The organism is Plantactinospora sp. CNZ321 (assembly GCF_004217235.1).
The window spans coordinates 2,002,176-2,020,980 of record NZ_SHKQ01000001.1 but is presented as its reverse complement, the minus strand read 5'-3'; the positions used below and the strand labels follow the sequence as shown (position 1 = coordinate 2,020,980).

14 protein-coding genes are annotated in these 18,805 nt (G+C 70.7%); 6 read left to right on the top strand and 8 right to left on the bottom strand.

The window, feature by feature from the left end:
- Positions 1–27: 27 nt before the first annotated feature.
- Complete coding sequence (locus EV371_RS08980; RefSeq protein ID WP_130461645.1) at positions 28–441, top strand: VOC family protein; 414 nt, start codon at positions 28–30, stop codon at positions 439–441.
- Positions 442–472: 31 nt separating this feature from the next.
- Here the strand turns inward: EV371_RS08980 and EV371_RS08975 are convergent, their stop codons facing one another.
- The gene (locus EV371_RS08975) at positions 473–1,171 is read right to left on the bottom strand and encodes a hypothetical protein (protein WP_130461644.1); all 699 of its coding nucleotides are present in this window, start codon (positions 1,169–1,171) and stop codon (positions 473–475) included.
- A gap of 1,062 nt (positions 1,172–2,233) precedes the next feature.
- On the opposite strand from EV371_RS08975, the gene EV371_RS08965 reads away from it, so the two are divergent.
- A complete protein-coding gene (locus EV371_RS08965) occupies positions 2,234–3,034 on the top strand; it encodes an HAD-IB family hydrolase (protein ID WP_130461643.1) in 801 nt (266 codons plus the stop codon).
- Between the two features lie 55 nt (positions 3,035–3,089).
- Here EV371_RS08965 and EV371_RS08960 read toward each other — a convergent pair whose 3' ends face one another.
- Positions 3,090–3,863, bottom strand: a complete 774-nt coding sequence (locus tag EV371_RS08960) for an oxidoreductase (protein WP_130461642.1) — start codon at positions 3,861–3,863, stop codon at positions 3,090–3,092.
- Positions 3,864–4,047: 184 nt separating this feature from the next.
- On the opposite strand from EV371_RS08960, the gene acs reads away from it, so the two are divergent.
- Together acs and EV371_RS08950 are read left to right on the top strand one after the other, a co-directional pair.
- The gene (gene acs, locus EV371_RS08955) at positions 4,048–6,015 is read left to right on the top strand and encodes an acetate--CoA ligase (protein ID WP_130461641.1); all 1,968 of its coding nucleotides are present in this window, start codon (positions 4,048–4,050) and stop codon (positions 6,013–6,015) included.
- Positions 6,016–6,389: 374 nt separating this feature from the next.
- Positions 6,390–8,702 (top strand): immune inhibitor A domain-containing protein, encoded by a 2,313-nt coding sequence (locus EV371_RS08950; protein WP_207230443.1) that lies wholly within the window; start codon positions 6,390–6,392, stop codon positions 8,700–8,702.
- Between the two features lie 178 nt (positions 8,703–8,880).
- Here the strand turns inward: EV371_RS08950 and EV371_RS08945 are convergent, their stop codons facing one another.
- Positions 8,881–10,140, bottom strand: a complete 1,260-nt coding sequence (locus EV371_RS08945) for a C45 family autoproteolytic acyltransferase/hydrolase (protein ID WP_130461640.1) — start codon at positions 10,138–10,140, stop codon at positions 8,881–8,883.
- A 317-nt stretch (positions 10,141–10,457) separates the two neighbouring features.
- Here EV371_RS08945 and EV371_RS08940 point away from each other — a divergent pair, with 317 nt between their 5' ends.
- A complete protein-coding gene (locus EV371_RS08940; RefSeq protein ID WP_130461639.1) occupies positions 10,458–11,399 on the top strand; it encodes an alpha/beta fold hydrolase in 942 nt (313 codons plus the stop codon).
- 32 nt (positions 11,400–11,431) lie between these two features.
- Here the strand turns inward: EV371_RS08940 and EV371_RS08935 are convergent, their stop codons facing one another.
- Positions 11,432–11,797 carry a hypothetical protein gene (locus tag EV371_RS08935; protein ID WP_130465758.1) on the bottom strand — a complete coding sequence of 122 codons (366 nt, stop codon included), beginning with the start codon at positions 11,795–11,797 and terminating at the stop codon, positions 11,432–11,434.
- Complete coding sequence (locus tag EV371_RS08930) at positions 11,794–14,853, bottom strand: SseB family protein (protein WP_130461638.1); 3,060 nt, start codon at positions 14,851–14,853, stop codon at positions 11,794–11,796. Before EV371_RS08930 ends, EV371_RS08935 begins: the two co-directional genes overlap by 4 nt.
- Positions 14,854–15,039: 186 nt before the next feature.
- Between EV371_RS08930 and mycP the strand changes: the two genes are divergently transcribed.
- Positions 15,040–16,275 carry a type VII secretion-associated serine protease mycosin gene (gene mycP, locus EV371_RS08925; RefSeq protein ID WP_486484545.1) on the top strand — a complete coding sequence of 412 codons (1,236 nt, stop codon included), beginning with the start codon at positions 15,040–15,042 and terminating at the stop codon, positions 16,273–16,275.
- Positions 16,276–16,432: 157 nt separating this feature from the next.
- Here the strand turns inward: mycP and EV371_RS08920 are convergent, their stop codons facing one another.
- The 3 genes from EV371_RS08920 to eccB form a co-directional block, all read right to left on the bottom strand.
- The gene (locus tag EV371_RS08920; RefSeq protein ID WP_130461637.1) at positions 16,433–16,726 is read right to left on the bottom strand and encodes a WXG100 family type VII secretion target; all 294 of its coding nucleotides are present in this window, start codon (positions 16,724–16,726) and stop codon (positions 16,433–16,435) included.
- 24 nt (positions 16,727–16,750) lie between these two features.
- Positions 16,751–17,071, bottom strand: coding sequence for a WXG100 family type VII secretion target (locus tag EV371_RS08915; RefSeq protein ID WP_130461636.1), 321 nt, complete (start codon positions 17,069–17,071; stop codon positions 16,751–16,753).
- Between the two features lie 256 nt (positions 17,072–17,327).
- Positions 17,328–18,731, bottom strand: coding sequence for a type VII secretion protein EccB (gene eccB, locus EV371_RS08910; RefSeq protein WP_130461635.1), 1,404 nt, complete (start codon positions 18,729–18,731; stop codon positions 17,328–17,330).
- Positions 18,732–18,805: the final 74 nt, after the last annotated feature.

The following is an 18,805-nucleotide window of genomic DNA, read 5'->3' as shown; positions in this document are numbered from 1 at the left end:
GTGGCCCGATCCTCGTAAGGTTGCCTGGTGAAGACCCTCCACACGGCGTACCGCGTATCGGACCTCGCCGCCTCGCTTCACTTCTACACCGCGCTCGGGTACACCCAGGTCGGTCGGATCGACCTCGGCGGCGGCGCGAGTCTGACGGTCCTCAAGTTCCCGGACGAAGAGGTCGTCACCCTCGAACTGGTGCACCGACCGGACGACGGGCCGGTGGACGTCGGCAGCGGGTTCAGCCATCTCGTCGTGCAGGTCGACGATCTGCCCGGTACCGTCGACAGGCTGGTCAGGGCCGGTCTCTGGCCCGGCCCGGTGGAACAACCCGCGGGCCCGTACGGGCCGCAGACCTCGTGGCTGACCGACCCCGACGGGTACCGCATCGAGCTGGTCCAGTGGCCACCGGGGCACCCTGACGGAATAACCGCCGCCGACTTCGGATAGCCCGCCGTCCGGTCTGATCAGGGCAGCATCGTCAGATCCCTTCCTCGGTCATCCGTTGCAGGGTGTCCCTGGCCACCACCCAGCTGGTGCCGGCTCCGGCAGCGTTCTTGAGCGCCGGCTCGGTCCACGGTCCTTCCCGCCACCATCCATCGACCTGGTAGTCCTGGAAGGTCCGGCGACCGTGCGGCGTCGAGCACGTGTACACCACGTGGTAGATCGACGGGTGCCAGTCCATGTCGCCCTCGCTCGGGACACAGCTCGGCTCCAGCCGGTTGACGATCGCCTGCATCGCCGCCCGGTAGTCCGGGAGGTACGTGGTGGTGGGAAGCCCTGCCGCGACCCGCGCCTGGAGCCCGACCGCGTAGAGCGAGGAGATGGCGAAGCCCAGGTGGTCCGCTTCGGCGTCCGAACTGACGGCGGCAAAGACGCTCCTGGCCTGGCGCGCGTGCAGCGCGACCTCAAGCGCATAGTCCTGCAAGGGGTCCTCGCCGAGTTCGGGCAGGGTAGGGACCTCCAGGATCGCGTGCCGGGCTGCGCCGACCCACGGCGCCGCGGCGACCGCGTCCAGATGCGTCATGATCGCGTTCTCGGCCTCGCTGACCGCCGTGACAAACTGCTGTAGCGCCTGGATGATCTGCTGCTCGGTCAAGTTCCCACCGCGAGCCTCCAGGAACAGGTGGAAAGCGATGTCGCCGAGCTTCTTGATTGAATCGACGCCGGTCGCTCGCACGGGCGCGGCCGTACCGGACAGGGTCATTGCTGCCGTTAGCAGCAGTACGCTGATGCCGCGTGACAATCTCGGTCTCACGCCAGGACTCCCTCCTCTGTGGCCGCGACAAGCTCAAGCCCGTCAATGCGGCACCGGTTGCGGGGTAACGCTGCCAAGCGCGACCGGACAACGACTGAACGCGACGCCGACGAGTCCCGGACCGCTCGGACCAGCGCGAACACCTTCACCGGGTAAGGCGACGACCCCTGTTGGGGAAAAGTGACCTGACGTAGCTGAGAAGACCAGGGACGGCGGCCCGCTACGGCGGTCGAACTTCCGGCGCCGGGTCTGGCTGCCCTCGCTGATCCGGGCCGGGCTGCTCGGCCGGATCATCGCAGTGCCTCCGTCCGTCCGTTCGGCGAACTCCTCGTCAACCTTGGGCGGCAGCGGTGGCAGGCAAACTGGTCGGATAACAATGGGGTAACCCTGTCCGCAGAGTTCACCACCGAGCGGGCTGCGGTGGCTCATGTGGCGCAGAACGCTATAGGCGCGGGTGATGGGCCATGAGCAGGCGTCGACCCCGCTCAACCGATACACCCACACCCCGGACGACTACGCCGACCGGGTCCGCCGGACCTTCGCTGACGACTCGCTGCCTTTCGAGCCTCCGAATCCTCCGGAGCCTCCGAAGCAGCCCGACAGACCCGCGAACAAGGCGGCATGACCAGCGTGAATGCGCTTCACCCTGACAAGCGACGACCCCCGTCGGGGGGAGACGGGGGTCGTCTGGGGTTCGGCTCCGGGGGGGTCGAGCCGAACCCGCCCGGCGGTCACGGGGGGTGCGACCGCCGAGGTCTGCCGCGCACAGAGGATATGAAAGTTCGTCGTAACTACAAGCATGCCTGAGTCGACCCGTATACGTCGAGTGGCGTTAACTTCCACTCCCTGCGAAAGTCAGCTCCGGCGCTGTGACCGTGATCACCCTGGGACTGATCGGCCGATCAGGGGGGAACCGGTCGTCAGGCACCAAAGGTGACCCCGCGCACCCGCTGACCATAGACCATCCAGCTAGACTTTCGCGCCGTGGGCCGAAGCGCCGCTTTCTTCGATCTGGACAAGACCGTCATCGCCAAGTCGAGCGCGTTGGCGTTCGGTCGGCCGTTCTACCGGGACGGGCTGATCACACGCCGCGACGTGGTCAAGTCCGCGTACGCCCAGCTCATGTTCCGGCTGGGCGGCACCGACGAGCAGACGATGGCGCGTACCCGCGACTATCTGGCGGCCCTGTGCAAGGGCTGGCGGGTGGAGCAGGTCCGGCAGATCGTCGCCGAGACGCTGCACGAGCTGATCAACCCCTACGTGTACGCCGAGGCGGCCGCCCTGATCGAGGAGCACCAGGCGGCCGGCCGGGACGTCGTACTCGTCTCCGCCTCCGGCGAGGAGATGGTCCGGCCGATTGGTGAACTGCTCGGTGTCGCCGACGTGATCGCCACCCGGATGACCGTGGTGGACGGACGGTACAGCGGCGAGGTGGAGTTCTACGCCGCCGGCCCCAGCAAGGTCGACGCGGTCAGCGAGCTGGCCACTAAGCGTGGCTACGACCTCTCCGCCTCGTACGCCTACTCCGACTCGGTCAGCGACCGGCCGCTGCTGGAGTGTGTCGGGCATCCGAGCGTGGTGAACCCGGACCGGGCGCTGCGCAAGCTCGCCGTGGAGAACGGCTGGCCGGTGCTGGAGTTCCGGCACCCCATTCCGCTCGGTCGCCGGCTCCGGGAGCGTCCCGCCGTGCCGGTGGCGGCGGCGGCCATCGGGGTCGGCGTCGGGGTCGCCATCGGCATCGCCTGGTACGGCCGGCACCGCCGGACCCGCGCCACCACCGCCTGAAAGGTGTCAAGAAGGGCCCCTTCATCTACAGAATGCGATAAGAAAGGGCCCTTCCTTACGCCAGTACCTCGTCGCCGATCTCGGCCAGCCGCTCCGCGCCGACCTCCACCGCCGTCGCATAGTGCCGCAGCCACGATCGGAGCCCGTCCGGCGTACCGGTGGCGAAGGCGCCGGCCGCGCCCACATACTCCGGTTCGCGCTCCGCGTGACCGAGGTCGACCGCGACCAGGCCGCGCGGGTCGAATCCGGTGGAGATGAGGGTAAGCCGGGCGGCGGCCCGGGCAACCACCCCGGACGGTCCGGCGAAGGGCCGCAGCGCCAGCAACTCCCCGTGTACGACGGCAGCCAGCACCACCGGCGACACCGACGTCCCACGGGCGACCAGTCCGGCCAACCCGTCCAGCCGGACGCCGAGTGCGTGCGGCACGGCAGGCGAGGCCGCGGCGGGCCCCGGCTCCGGGGCCGGCCGGCCGAGTGTCTCCTCCGGCACCGTCCCTCGGGCGGCCAGGGTGTGCAGCCGGGCGAGCACCTGACGGGGGACCTTCGGCCACAGGTCGACCAGCCCGGGCAGCGCCCCGGCGACCCGGAGGGCTCCCTGCAGCACCGGGTCGGTCACGGTGCCGGCGCGGACCGCTTCGCGCTCGTGGGCGTACCCCTCCAGGGCGGAGCTGGCCACCGCGGACCTGAGGCTGACCTCGGCCGCGACCTGGCCGCCGTGCCGGCGCAACGCGCGATGCCGCAACGCCTGGTCGACCCGCTCGCGCGCCCGGTCGACGGCGGGCGCGACGTCGGCGAGGTCCAGCAGCGGGGCGAGCGGGTCGGCGGCCATGCTGTCACCGTAGTTGCCGGCCCGGCGGGCCGGCGCCGAGCACCCGAACCCGACCGGCGAGCGCCGTAGCGCGGCCATTCGGCGCGTCGGGTGGCGCGAGTGGTGCACACCCCTCGCCCCGGCTACCAGGCCCGATTAACCTCCTACCGAACGACCCTGACGCGACGCCTGAGGAGCCACCACCATGAGCGAGACTCTGGCAAACCTGTTGCAGGAGACCCGGCAGTTCCCGCCGCCGGCCGACCTTGCCGCCGCCGCCAACGTCACCGCGGACACCTACGACTCCGCCGCCGCGGACCCGTTGGCGTTCTGGGCGCGCCAGGCGGGCCGGCTGGACTGGTCGAAGGAGTGGGACCAGGTCCTCGACTGGTCCAACCCACCGTTCGCGAAATGGTTCGTCGGCGGCCGGCTCAACGTCGCCTACAACTGCCTGGACCGGCACGTCGCGGCCGGGCACGGCGACCGGGTGGCCATCCACTGGGAGGGCGAGCCCGGCGACAACCGCACCATCACCTACGCCGACCTGCTGGCCATGACCAGCCAGGCGGCGAACGCGCTCACCGACCTCGGGGTCACCGCCGGTGACCGGGTGGCGATCTACCTGCCGATGATCCCGGAGGCGGCGGTCGCGATGCTCGCCTGCGCCCGGATCGGCGCCACCCACAGCGTGGTGTTCGGCGGTTTCTCCGCCGACGCGCTGACCAACCGGATCCAGGATGCCAGCGCCAAGGTCGTGATCACCGCCGACGGCGGGTTCCGCCGGGGCAAGCCGTCGGCGTTGAAGCCGACCGTCGACGAGGCGGTCGCCAAGTGCCCGACGATCGAGCGCGTACTGGTGGTCCGGCGTACCGGGCAGGAGGTGGCCTGGAACGACGACAAGGACCTCTGGTGGCACGAGGCGGTGGAGACCGCCTCGACCGAGCACACCGCCGAGGCGTTCGACGCCGAGCATCCGCTGTTCATTCTCTACACCAGCGGTACGACGGCGAAGCCGAAGGGCATCCTGCACACCTCCGGCGGCTATCTGGCGCAGACCGCGTACACCCACCACGCGGTCTTCGACCTGAAGCCCGAAACCGACGTCTACTGGTGCACCGCCGACATCGGCTGGGTGACCGGGCACTCCTACATCGTGTACGGCCCGCTGGCCAACGGTGCCACCCAGCTCATGTACGAGGGCACCCCGGACACCCCGCACAAGGGCCGGTTCTGGGAGTTGGTGCAGAAGCACAGGGTGACGATCCTCTACACCGCGCCCACCCTGATCCGCACGATGATGAAGTGGGGCGACGACATTCCCCGGGGGCACGACCTCTCCTCGCTGCGCCTGATCGGCAGCGTCGGCGAACCGATCAACCCGGAGGCGTGGATCTGGTACCGGGAGAACGTCGGCCGCGGCGAGTGCCCCGTCGTCGACACCTGGTGGCAGACCGAGACCGGCGCCATCATGATCTCCCCGCTACCCGGGGTGACCTCGGCCAAGCCGGGCAGCGCGATGCGTCCGCTGCCGGGGATCACCGCCGACGTGGTGGACGACCGGGGCCAGTCGGTGCCTAACGGCGGTGGCGGCTTCCTGGTGCTGCGCGAGCCGTGGCCGGCGATGCTGCGCACCATCTGGGGCGACGACCAGCGGTTCATCGACACCTACTGGTCCCGCTTCGAGGGCCTCTACTTCGCCGGTGACGGGGCGAAGAAGGACGACGACGGCGACCTGTGGCTGCTCGGCCGGGTCGACGACGTGATGCTGGTGTCCGGGCACAACATCTCCACCACCGAGGTGGAGTCGGCGCTGGTCTCGCACCCGTCGGTCGCCGAGGCGGCGGTGGTCGGCGCGACCGACCCGACCACCGGGCAGGCGATCGTCGCCTTCACCATCCCGCGCGGCACCGTCGACGCCGAGGGTAATGCGGGCGAGGCGCTCATCGCCGAGTTGCGGGAGCACGTCTCGAAGACGCTCGGCCCGATCGCCAAGCCCCGGCAGATCATGCTGGTACCGGAGCTGCCGAAGACCCGGTCCGGGAAGATTATGCGCCGGCTGCTACGCGACGTGGCCGAGAACCGTTCCCTGGGTGACGTCACCACCTTGCAGGACTCCTCGGTGATGGATCTGATCTCGTCCGGGATGCGTTCCGGCAAGTCCGACGAGGACTGAGCACACCGGCGAGGACTGAGCACACCGGCGAGGACTGAGCGCACGATCACGCGCGATGGGCGGACCCGACACGGGTCCGCCCATCGTCGTTCCAGGGCCGGCCGGCAGAGGCTTGCAGGGTCGCGGACACCGGCAGACCTGGAGCGATCTAGCGAGGTTCCGGTCGTGGCCGAATCGTGATATTGAGATGCCCGAAAATAGGCGACCGTTAGAACGCTTTCGCCCTGATTAGACGTAGATCGGATCACCCGGACGAGCAGTTCCGGACCCGTGACAGCCTCCGATGGATCTGCAAGGGTGGTGAACGCTTCCTGATGACAGTGCCCGCCATGAGCTGGCCTGTCCTGTAACACTTCCACAAAGGAGGAGGACCTTTGAGGAGACGAGTCACAGCGGGTCTGGCGGGCGCCACGGCCGCGCTGTTGGCCGCGAGCGCGGTCGGCGCGCCGGCCTATGCCGCTCCGTCGGCGCCAGCTCCCGTGGACCGGGAACCCCAGGGTGCGGCCCACCGCGCAGACAACCTGCCCGACCCCCTCGCTGACCAGCACCAGCAGGCCCGGCGAGAGGCGATCGCCGCCCTTCTCTCCGGTAAAGCCAAACTGCAGACCCGGAACGGTTCGAAGGTCATCCAGATCAAGGCCGACCGGTTCGTCGAGTACCAGCAACCGCCGAAGACGGACCCGATCTTCACGATCCTGGTCGAGTTCGGCAACGAGAAGGATCCGCGGACCGGCGGTACCGACGGTCCGCTGCACAACCAGATCGCCGCGCCCGACCGGGTGTACGACGGCGGCGCGACTGACGACAACAGCACCATCTGGAAGCCGGACTTCAACCGCCAGTCGTACCTCGACCTGTTCTACGCCAAGGGCAAGGAGTCGATGGCCGACTTCTACCTGAAGCAGTCGGGTGGCCGGTACTCGGTCGGCGGCGACGTCAGCGACTGGGTGAAGGTCCCGTTCAACGAGGCCCGCTACGGCAGCAACGAAATCCCGGAGCGGGACGGCTACTGGAACTTCGTCAAGGACACCGCGACCTCCTGGTACGAGTCGCAGGTCGCCGCGGGCAAGACCCCCGAGCAGATCCAGCAGTACCTGGCCCAGTTCGACGTCTGGGACCGGTACGACTACGACGGTGACGGCGACTTCAACGAGCCCGACGGCTACGTCGACCACTTCCAGGCGGTACACGCCGGCGAGGGCGAGGAGGCCGGCGGCGGCGCCCAGGGCCCGGACGCGATCTGGTCGCACCGCTGGGCCGCCTTCCCCGACCTGCAGGGCAGCGCCGGGCCGGACTTCAACAAGCTCGGTGGCGTGCAGATCGGTGACACCGGTATCTGGATCCGGGACTACACCACGGAGCCGGAGAACGGCGGTCTGGGCGTCTTCGCCCACGAGTACGGCCACGACCTCGGCCTGCCGGACCTGTACGACACCCGGGGCGGCGACAACGGCGTCGGCTTCTGGAGCACGATGGCGTCCGGCTCGTGGCTGAACCACGGCAAGCAGGACATCGGCTCGACGCCGGGCTACTTCGACCCGTGGTCCAAGCTGTACATGGGCTGGCTGAACCACTCCACCGTCGAGTGGGACAGCGGCACCACGTACGCCACCCTGGGTGCGGCCGGCGACACCGACGGCCTGGCCCAGGCGATCGTGGTGAACCTGCCCGACCAGGAGGTCTCCACCGAGTTCAACACCCCGTTCGCGGGTGAGTACGAGTGGTGGGGCGGCAGCGCCGACGACCTCAACAGCACCCTGACCCGGACCCTCGACCTCACCGGGGCCAGCACCGCCGCCATCACGGCGAAGGCCCAGTACGAGATCGAGGAGGACTACGACTTCCTCTACGCGGAGGTGTCGACGAACGACGGCTCGACCTGGACGCCGCTGCCCAACGAGCTGATCGAGCCGGGCGAGACCGGCATCGACGGCTCGACGAGCGGCGAGTGGATCGACCTGACCTACGACCTGTCCGCGTACGCCGGGCAGACCGTGCAGTTCCGCTACCGCTACCAGACCGACGGCGGCCTGCACTTCGAAGGTCCGTTCCTGGACAACATCTCGCTGGTCGTCAACGGTGCGGCGGTCTGGACCGACGGTGCCGAGACGGTCGACCCGGCGTGGACCGCCCGCGGCTTCACCCGGTTCACCGGCACCCAGACGGAGCTGGCTCGGCACTTCTACATCGCGGAGTTCCGGACCTACTACGGGTACGACAAGACCCTGAAGACCGGTCCGTACAACTTCGGCTGGCAGAACAGCAAGCCGGACTTCGTGGAGCGGTTCAAGAACCACCAGGGTCTGCTGATCTGGTACGTGAACTACGCGTACGGCGACAACAACACCATCGAGCACCCGGGCTTCGGCCTGAACCTGCCGGTCGACGTCCGGCCGGGTCCGATCACGGTGCCCGGGGTCGGCAACATCACCAACCGGCGGGGCGGCTACGACGCCACGTTCAGCCGGTTCGCCAAGCCGGCGCAGACGTTCCACCTCAACGGGGTACCGACCACGGTGCCGAAGTTGAACCCGGTGACGGTCTTCAACGACTCGGACCCGAACCGGTACTGGTCGGCGCAGAACCCGATGAACTCGGTCAAGGTCGCCGGTACCGGCACCAAGATCGAACTTCTGTTGCAGAACCACCTGATCGCGGACCTGGCGATCATCAAGGTCTCCAACTGAGTCCTTGAGGAACGTTCGGTGACCCGATGTTCTGACGTTCACTGATCCGCTGATCTGACGTACCACGGTCGGGGCCGGAGGCGCATACCGCGCTTCCGGCCCCGCTCGGTTCCGCCTCAGGGTGTCCCCGATCGGCGTAGGCGGCGGGCTCACCCGCGCTGGGCCAGCCGGCCGAGGCTCACCCGCCGGGGCGGGCGGTCAGGTCGAGCCAGCCGTAGCGGTGTGCGCAGGGCGGACCGGCCGCGATGCCGAGCCGCCGGTCGTCCAGGTCCAGCAGCACCGAGTAGACCGTCTCGGAACGCTCGGCCGGCGGCATCCGCTCGTCGACGTGCCGACAGATGCTCTGTGGAAAGCTCGCGTGGTCCCGGAAGAGCCCGGCGAGGTCGTCCTCGCCGATCTTGCCGGCCGCCGCCTTCGCCGCCAGTAGCCGCCTGGCCCGGGCCGACCGGAACAGCGACGAACCGCCCTCGTCCTTGATCGTGTCGTAGACCGGCAGCCCCGTCTCCAGGTGATTGGCGTGCGTGAGGTACCCGTCCACCGGGTGCAGCCAGCCCACGTCCCCGGGCACCAGCTCCAGGTCGATCAGCTCGCCGCCGACCTCTGCCGCCTGCCCGAGCAGCAGGTTGATCGAGCTGTTCCGGGTGCCCCGGCAGGCCGCCTTCACCGCCTCGGCCAGGCAGTCCGCCTCCAGGGCCGCCCGCAGCAGCACGTGGTACGGCACGCCCGGCTCGACCCCGGGCCCGGGCAGTCCGTCCCGGTCACAGCCGAGCATGTTCACGCAGACGCCGACCCCCGCCGAGTTCAGCCCGGTCTTGGCGACCATCCCCGCCTCGGTCAGGGTCAGCACGGTCAGTCCGCGCTCGTCCTGGGTGGCCAGCAGCAGCATCACGTCCCGCTGGTCGGGATGCCAGTCCCAGTTCTGCCCGAGCAGCAGGTGCCCGTTGCCGGTGTGGGTACCGAGCACGGCGACCGCGGTACAGCCGCCGGCATCCGCATGCGACTGGGTACCCGCGCCTCCCGGCGGCGTACCGGCACGTCCCGGCGGCGTACCGGCACGTTCCGGCGGCCCACCGGCGGCTCCGGTCGGCGGGCCGGAGCCGAGGTCCCGGTGCCGGCCGTAGATCAGCTCGGTACGCGCGTTCAACGCGTAGATCTGCTCGACCCGGGCCCCGGCGCCCTCGGCCACCCCGTCCAGCAACTCGGCGACCCGGGGATGGTGCCGCCGGGTGGCCTCCCGGAAGGCCCGCCCGGCGAGGGTCACCGCCGCCTCGTCCCATCCACCCTCCGCACGGAACCGGCGCAGGTAGAACTCCAGGTTGGCGGTGATCAGATCACGGGCTGCGGCACCATACCCCGTACCGCACTCGGTCGGGGTGCCCTGCACCCGGATCAGCGGCACGGGCAGGTCGGAGTGGTCGAGCCGACGCGCGGGAGTCATTCCAGCACGCTAGCCCGGTCGCCCGGTAGACGTCACCGGTGTTCCTGACCTGCCGGTCAGGAATTTGCAGCCGGCACACCCACCGGCTCGGGGACTTCCCGGACGATCCCCTGATCCGTAGGTTGCGCCGGATCAGTTTCGTGCCGGTGGCCCTAGGCTGGGGACATGTGGGAGCGAACCGGCCGGGTCAGCGAGGACCGGCGAGGCGGGCGCGGCGCGCTGTGTCCCGAGACGGGAAACCCCGGCGAGCGGGCTCCATCGGCCGGACCGGCCTTGAGAGGTGGGACGGCCGGACCCGCCCTGGAAGGTCGGGCGGCATGAGCGAGCACGGTGCCGGCCGCAGGCCGGTCGTCGACGAGTCCTGCGTACTTGTGGACGGTCCGTGGACGCACCGCTTCGTCGGCGCCAACGGCAGCCGGTTCCACGTCGTCGAGGCCGGCAGCGGACCGCTGGTGCTCTTCCTGCACGGCTTTCCCGAGTTCTGGTGGGCCTGGCACGAGATGCTGCCGGCGGTAGCCAACGCCGGTTACCGCGCGGTCGCGGTCGACCTGCGCGGCTACGGCGCGAGCGACAAGCCGCCCCGGGGGTACGACGGCTACACCCTCGCCGCCGACGTGGCCGGACTGATCCGGGCCCTCGGCGAACGCTCGGCGGTGCTGGTCGGCTCGGGCGCCGGCGGCATGATCGGCTGGACCGCCGCCTCCTTCCACCCGAGCCTGGTCCGCCGGCTGGTGGTGCTCGCGGCACCGCATCCGCTGCGGCTGCGCGCCGGGATCTTCGCCGACCCGCGCGGGCAGTTCGCGGCGGCCACCCCGATGCTGAAGTTCCAGATCCCCCGGTACGAGCACGTGCTGACCCGGGACGACGCCGCGCTGGTCGGCTACTTCCTGCAACGCTGGGGCGGACCGCGCTGGGTCGACAGCCCCGGCTTCGCCGAGTACGCCGAGCGTTGCCGGCAGGCGATGCGGATCCCGCAGGCCGCGTTCTGCGCGATGGAGGGCTACCGGTGGGCGTTCCGGTCGGTACTCCGGCTGCACGGCTACCGGTTCGTCAAACTGATGCAGAAGCCAATGGTCACCCCGACCCTGCAACTGCACGGCGCGCTGGACGAGGCGTCGCTGCCGCGTACCGCTCAGGGGTCCAGCCGCTACGTGGTGGCCCCGTACGAGTGGCGGCTGCTCGACGGCGTCGGGCACTTCCCGCACGTCGAGGCGACCGACCTGGTGCTGGGCGAGGTGCTGCGCTGGGCCAAGTCCTGACCGCCGGTCCGGCCCGGCCTGCGGCGAGCGGGTCAGGCGCGGTTCTCACGCAGGTCGGTGACCTCGGCCGCCGGCGCCCAGCCCTGGTAGACCCCGAAGTCGAACGCCTCCAGCCCCATCGCCTCGGCGACCGGCCAACGTCCGCCGGTGTACTCCACCCGCAGCCAGTTGTCGTGCTGGGCGAGCACGATGAACGGCTGGCCCTGCCACGAGCACCTGGTCCGGACGTAGACCAGCTCGCCGACCTCGGCCGCGGCCACCACCCGGACGTACCGCCCGGGTCGGACCTCCTCGAAGCCCTCGCCCGGTTCCGCCTGGTAGAGGCGTACGTCGTCACCGGCCGGGCTGGCTTCGTACTCCCGGCCGCGCCACTGGGCCAGGTAGCCGTCGCGCATCAGCCCTCCTCGGCCCGGCGCCAGACGGGTACGTCGCAGTCCAGCGTCGCCACCAGCCGCTCGGTGCCGTCGATCCCGATCCGGTACAGCTGTGCACCGTGCGGCAGCCTTACGCTGTCCACCTTGAACTCGGCCACCACGTCGCTGCTCTCGCCCGGCGCGAACCCGTTGCCCCGGAAGGGCGGTCGCTCGATCACCCAGCCTTCCATCGCCCGCATGGCGGCCTCGTTCTGCCCGCCGTACGGGATCCGGTAGAGGCTTGGCCGGTACGCCGGCCAGCGGAGCACGTAGATCTCCTCGGCGTCCCGGTCGAAGGGCGAACCGGGGTGGTTGAGGCCGAGCGCGGCGTGGAGCTTCCCCGGGGTACGCAGATGGGCCACCTCGGATGCCCGGTGCACGAAGCCCGACACCCGGTCGTAGCCACGGTCGAGATAGTAGGAGAGCTGGCTGGGCGCGATGGTCTTCTGCATTATCGTCGGTCGCCCCGGGTCCTCCCGATCCGGCGCGTACGTCGACCGGGGCACCTCCTCCTCGACCGGAGCCTGCGGCGCCGGCTCGCCGGTGTCGTCGCCGAGGCCCACCTCGGCGGCCCAGTTCGCCAGCGCGACGATCTGACCACCCGGCAGCTTCGCCCCGACCGGCGTGCCCGGGTTCACCGCGAACGAATAGTTGTCGTCCGGCCACCGCCGGATCAACTGGGCAAACTTGACCTCGACCGTGTCGATGGTCTCCGGCAGGTGGTCGCCGAGCCGTTCCGGGGAGGTGAACACCACGACGTAGCGCTCGCCGTCCAACAGCTCGGTACGCCACTCGAAACCGTCGTCACCGGGCCGGGCGCCCGGGGCCGAGTTGAACGCCACCGGCAACAGCACCCTGGCGAGCAGCAGGGTGGAGAGGAAGGTGTCGGTACTGCCGTCCCCGGCGGCGTCCAGCAGGCTCCGCTCGACCTCGTTGGCCGGCACGAACTCCGGCACGAGCCGGCGAGCGGGAGCCGGCTCGGCATGAGCCGGCGGCTCGGCCACGGCCGGCCGATCAGCGTAGGCCGGCGGCTCGGCGATGGTCTGCGGCTCGGCGGCGACGGGGCCGGTCGTAGCCGGGTCGGCGGTCGGCGACGGACTCCGCGGCGCGCCCGCGGTCGCCTCGGTCGGCGCCGCCCCGGGGACGAACTGCTCGGTGGGGAACGAGCCCACCGTCAAGGACTCCGCCGTGAACGGAGAACCGGCGAGCGACTGGCTCAGGCCCGTACCGGTGCGGACCTGTTCGGTGGGTCGGACCTCGGCGGGTGCGGCCTCGACAGGTTCCGCTCCGGCGGTAAACGGGCTCGCCGGATCCGGCCCGGCGGGCTGGTCGACGGCCGTCTGGTAGCCGATCGTCGCTCCGTCGGCGTCCGCGCCGGCCCACGACTCGCCGGCCCACGACTCGCCGGCCCACGACTCGCCCGCCCCGGACGACGACGCGACGGGCTCAGACGACGGATCGGCGGCCCCGGACGACAACACGCCGGCCTGGGACGACGGATCGGCGAGTTCGGACGACAACACGCCGGGCTCAGACGACGGGTCGGGGGCGCCGAACGGCGACGCGCCGGCCTGGGACGACGGATCGGCGAGTTCGGGCGACGGCACGCCGGACGAATGCCGGGAGACCGGGGTGAACAGTGACGGTTCCGAGCGCGGGCCTGGCGGATTCCATACCTCTGCCGGCGGAGCCTCCGACGGCGGCACCTGCGGGGCAACGGCCCCGCTCGCCAGTTCCTCCGCCGTCCCGGTCTCGACCGGTTCGGCTGGCGGGTCGAGCGGCTGACCGGCGGGTGGGCCGGCCGGCTCCGCAGCGGGTGGCCCGGCCGGCTCCGCAGCGGGTGGGCCGGCCTGATGGGGAGCGGGTGGGCCGGTCTGATGGTCGGCGGAGCCGTGCCAGGCCGGTGGCGGGCCGAACGGTGGGCCGGACGGCCCGCTGTCGGACGGCGGTGCGGATATCGACGACGCCGGACCGGCCGCTGCCCCGACGCCGGCCGAACTGCCGTTCGTCGTGTTCGACGAGGTGGCTTGATCCGGACCCGCCGGCGTCATCCAGCCGGCCGAGGTGTCCGCCGAGATCTGGCTGCCGAAGTCTCCGCCCAACCCGCCCCGGACCGGCGTCGGCGCGATCACCGGCACCGTAGCCGGGGTACCGCTCGGCGGGGCTGAGACCGGTTCCGGAGACGGCGGGACGGCTGTGGTCTCGCCGGTCGGGGGCATCGCCGGGTCCCGTTCGCGTTCGCCCTCGATCGACCATGACGACTCGACCGGCTCCCGCGACGACCCGGGTGACCGCAACGGCAGTCCCGACGGGTGCGAATGCATCTGCCGCAACGGGTCAGCGTGCATCTGCCGGAACGGCTCGGCGTCCGTCGACCGGAACGGCCCGGCGTCCGGCGACCGGTACCGGTCGGAATCCGTCGACCGGTACGGGTCGGCGGAGTCCCGCAGCGTGCCGGGCCAGCCCGAGCCCGGGCCGTCCGGGTCGGCCGGCCGGAACGGCCGCCCGTCCGGTGCCGACCGGAACGCACCGGCTGGTTCGGGCTCCGCCCTCGGCCCGTCCGGTGCCCTGCGCGGCACGGCGGCCGTGGCCCGGGCCCGGGCGGTCCGCTCGACCTGCTCCAGGCGCGCCCGCGCGCCCATGCTGCGGCCGGGCAGCCGTACGTCGCCGCGGGAGAGTTGGGAGACGAACCAGGCGGGCAGGTAGCCCTCGATCGGCAAACCCGGGTTCACCGCGAGCCACCACTCCGGATTGGGCCATCCGGCGGCCAGGTCGGGGTAGGGTGCCCGCCGGGTCGATCCGGCATTCTCGGCGAGACACGCGCGCAGCGCGGCGGTGGATGTGAATGCGAGTACGTGGGTCCGACCGCCGGTAGTCCAGGTGCCCCAGCCCATCGGCGCGCGACCGGCGAGCGCCTCGGCGGAGACCGGAAGCAGAAGATCGGTACGGGCGAGAATACGGAAATAGAGTTCCTGGTCGCCTGCGCGCAGTGCGTCCCGCATCGCGGCCTCGGTCTCGGTGGCCGGCTCCCATTCGGTCACGGCCACCTCCCTCTCGCCGAACAGGCCACAAGCATCGCGTACAACCTACAAGGTGGGGACGGGATCACAATGGTTGGCTGGCGGTGGATGCCGTCGCCGACGATCCACCGATAGCATCCGGTGGGCAGGGCGGGACCGATGACGATCCGGCCCGCTGGCGGACCGAACCGATTTCGGAGGCGATCCATGCCCGGCCGGACAATACGACTCACGCTGATGGGCGCGATCACCGTGCTGGTGGTCCCGCCGATCGCCGCCGGTCCGGCCACGGCTGCGCCGCTCGCCCCACCGGCCGCCCAGCGGGCCCTGCCCGGCTGTGACAACGACACCCCACCGGCACAGCCCACCACCACCCTGCCGTGGGCGCAACAGCGGTACGCCCCGGAGCGGCTGGCGCCGCTGGCGACCGGAGCCGGCGTGACGGTAGCGGTGATCGACTCCGGTGTCGACAAGACCCATGCCCAACTGCGGGGACGGGTGCTGCCGGGGCGGGACTATCTCGATCCGGGTCGGGACGGGACGCGGGACTGCGCCCGGCATGGCACCGGCGTGGCCAGCATCATCGCGGCCACGCCCCGCGAGGGCACCCCGTTCCGGGGACTGGCGCCGCAGGTCAAGATCCTTCCGGTACGGGTGAGCGAGAAGAAGGTCATCGAGGGCGAAGAGAGGGGAGAGAGCGTCAACGCCGAGACATTTGCCCAGTCGATCCGCTGGGCGGTCGACAACGGGGCGGACGTGATCAACCTCTCCGTCGTGTACTACAGCGACAACGCGGCGCTCAAACGGGCGGTGGAGTACGCCCTGGAGAAGGACGTCGTGATCGTCGCCGCCGCCGGCAACCTGTACCCGGACAAGAACCCGAGGCCGTACCCGACGTCGTACGACGGGGTGATCGGGGTGGGCTCGGTCGGTGAGGACGGGGTGATCTCCCCGTTCTCCCAGCGTGGCGACTACGTGGATCTGGTCGCCCCCGGTGGCAACGTCGCGGTGGCGGTGCCGGAGCGCGGGCACGTGTTGGACAACGGCACCAGTTTCGCCACCCCGTTCGTGACCGCCACCGCGGCGCTGATCCGGCAGTACCGGCCCGACCTCAACGCGCGGCAGGTGGCGCAGCGCCTGATCGCCAGCACCGACCCGGTACCGGGCTCCGACCCCCACGCCTACGGGGCCGGCATGCTCAACCCGTACCGGGCGGTCACCGACACGGCGGCGCCGGCCCAGCGCCCGGAAGCCGCCGGGCTGCCGCCGTATCAGGTCGACCCGGAGGAGGTGGCGCAGGCGCAACGGCGGTCGGAGAGCCAGGAGCGGGCGCTGTGGGTGGCCGGCCTCGCCGGCACCGTCGCGCTGGTGGCGCTGCTGCTCGCCGTGGTACTCCCGCGGGGAGCGCGCCGTGGCTGGCGCCCCGCCGGCCCGACGTCCTGACCCCCGGGCCCGACGTCCTGACCTCGGGGCCCGACAATCCTGAACGCCGGGCCCGACATCCTGACCACCAGGTCAGCAGCGGTGCGCCCAAGCAGATGCCCCGGGGTGCGGCGCGATGGCGCGGCAGCCCGGGGCAGTCTGGGTGGTACGCGGGGCCTTACTGGAACAGGCCGGTGTTCTTCTTCTCGGTGCTGAGGTAGTCGGTAGCCGACTCGTCCATCGCCGACTTGATGGACCGCAGCATGTTGGCCAGCTCCTGCGCGCCCTGCCGCCACTTGGTCTGGCGCTGGAAGTACGCCTGCTGCGCCTCACCCTCCCAGGTGTTGACGAGCGGCGCGGCGTCCGCCTCCAGCTGGTCGAGCTGCGAGTCCAGCGTGTTCAACGCCTTCTGGATGTCCGCGCCAGCCTGCTGCAACGCGGCAAAATTGACGACAAGAAGGCCGTCACTCATCGGATCTTCCCTCCCCGGTTCACATCAGAGCGGCAGCGTTATGCCGCCGGCGTTGGTGGCGTTCATCCGGCTCGACGCCTCGGTGTCGGAAGCGTCGTACTGCTGGCCGGAGGTACGGATCGCAGTCGCGGTCTCACGCAGCGCGCGGTGGATCTGCTCCTGGTTCTGCGCCCACTGCTGCTTGACCTGCTCGAACGAGCGGCCACCCGCACCGCGCCACGCGCTCTGCAGCACCTCGAGCTCACCCATGAGGCTCGTCAGCATGCTCTGCAGCGACTGGTCCACCGTCTCGAACTTCGTGGCGGTTTGTTCCATCACCGCGGCTTCTGCCTGCGTCTGGGACACCCCCGAAGTCACCCCGCTTCCCTAACTCGTCGTCGATCCGGGAGCCCACTGTGGACTTCCCGGCTCGTGTCCGGTCCCTTTCGGGGGCAGGACACAACCTGGCAATTACTTCCGTAGCCGACGGTAGCGGGCCGGGGCAAGCCTTGGATACCCCTTGAGGTCACCCCTGTGGACAAACCCGTACCGCAACGAACCGGACCAGCGGCTACCGACGGTCACCGAATATTCTTCCCCATCCGGGCACCGTCCCGCTGTCCTATTGTGTGCCGGCCCGGGCACGGGCCTTCTCGGGATCCAGTGCCGGTCCGTCCGGAATCAGCGTGACCAGGGTACTCGGCATCCTCACCCGCTTGGCGGCGCCGTAGCCGAGGTTGCCCAGCACCTCGCCACTGGTCACCGGATGCCGCCGCCCCTGGTCGGTGACGACCGAGATGGCGCCGCCGGTGGCACCGGGCGCGGCGGCGGCCTCGACCACCACACCCCGGCCGGGCTCCAGCACCACCTGGTCGGCGAGCGCCCCGCCCCGGGCCGACTGGGCCGAGGTCGCGGGCGGATCGGCGATCCCGGACATGTCTGCGCCGATCCGGATGGCCTGCACGCCCCGGTCGTCCGGCACGTCGCCGCAGACCACGCCCCCCTCCGCCGCCGCGATCTTCGGCGTGGTCGCGGGTGCCGCCGCATCGTTGCCGGGCACCAGGTCGCCCTTCTTCGGCAGCGCGCCGTACTGGCCCTGTGAGAGTTTGGTCGCCGGGCCCTGGCCGGCGGCGTCGGAGGTCAGCAGGATGTTGGCCTGCAACTGGGTGATGTTGTAGAGGCCGTCACGCTTGGCAACCGCGTACTGGCCGCCGCCGCCCTGCCGCTCGACCAGGAAGACCTCGCCGATCTTCGCGCCGTCCACCGCGTCGGACGGCTCCCCCGCGTCGGGAATCCGGATCTCGCCCAGGTCCGCCCCGGCGGGCAGGGCGTTGAGCAGGGCCGGCGCCACCGCTATCTGCCGTTCGCTGCCCCAGGTCAGCGCGCTGATGACCAGATCGGGATTCTGGATCAGGTGCCGGCGGTTGTGCCAGATCAGGAAGAGCTGGCCGTTGGGATGCACCGCCAGCAGGCCCTCGTCGCCCAGCTCCTCGCCGCCCGGGGCCGCCTTGCCGATCAGCAGTGTCGACTGTGGCTGGCCGGCGGCACCGGCGCCCTTGCGCGGCTCGGAGCAGATGGTCCAGCCGCCGGTGACCAACCGGTTGCTCGGGGCCAGGGACTCCGGCAGGTCGCGGATGCCCAGCGTGACGCCGCGCGGCTGGCCCTCCAGCGACTTACGGGAGACCGACACCGTCTTCGGTGCGGGCTGACCGACGATGAGCAGCGCCGATGCGTAGTTGAGCACCGGATGCAGGGTGTTGTCGACGTAGACGTACTGCGCGCCGGACTCCTTCTCGACGATCACCACCGACTCGTTCTTCCACTTGGTCGCGCCACCGCCGACGAAGACCCCGTAGACCACCGAACCGCCGATGCCGATCAGCGCGATCAGCACACTGGCCAGGGTGGCGCCGGCCGCCCGCCGGAACGGCGACTGCGCGGGATCGGTCTCCCGCATCACCAGCGCGCCCACCACCCGCTGGACCATGAACTGGTAGGAATGCAACTGGTCCTGCCGCGACGGCATGCGGGCCCCCTCTCCGGTTGGTCCGGCCCATACGATAGGCCCCTGAGCGAATTGCGGGGGGCGGGCCCACCGCC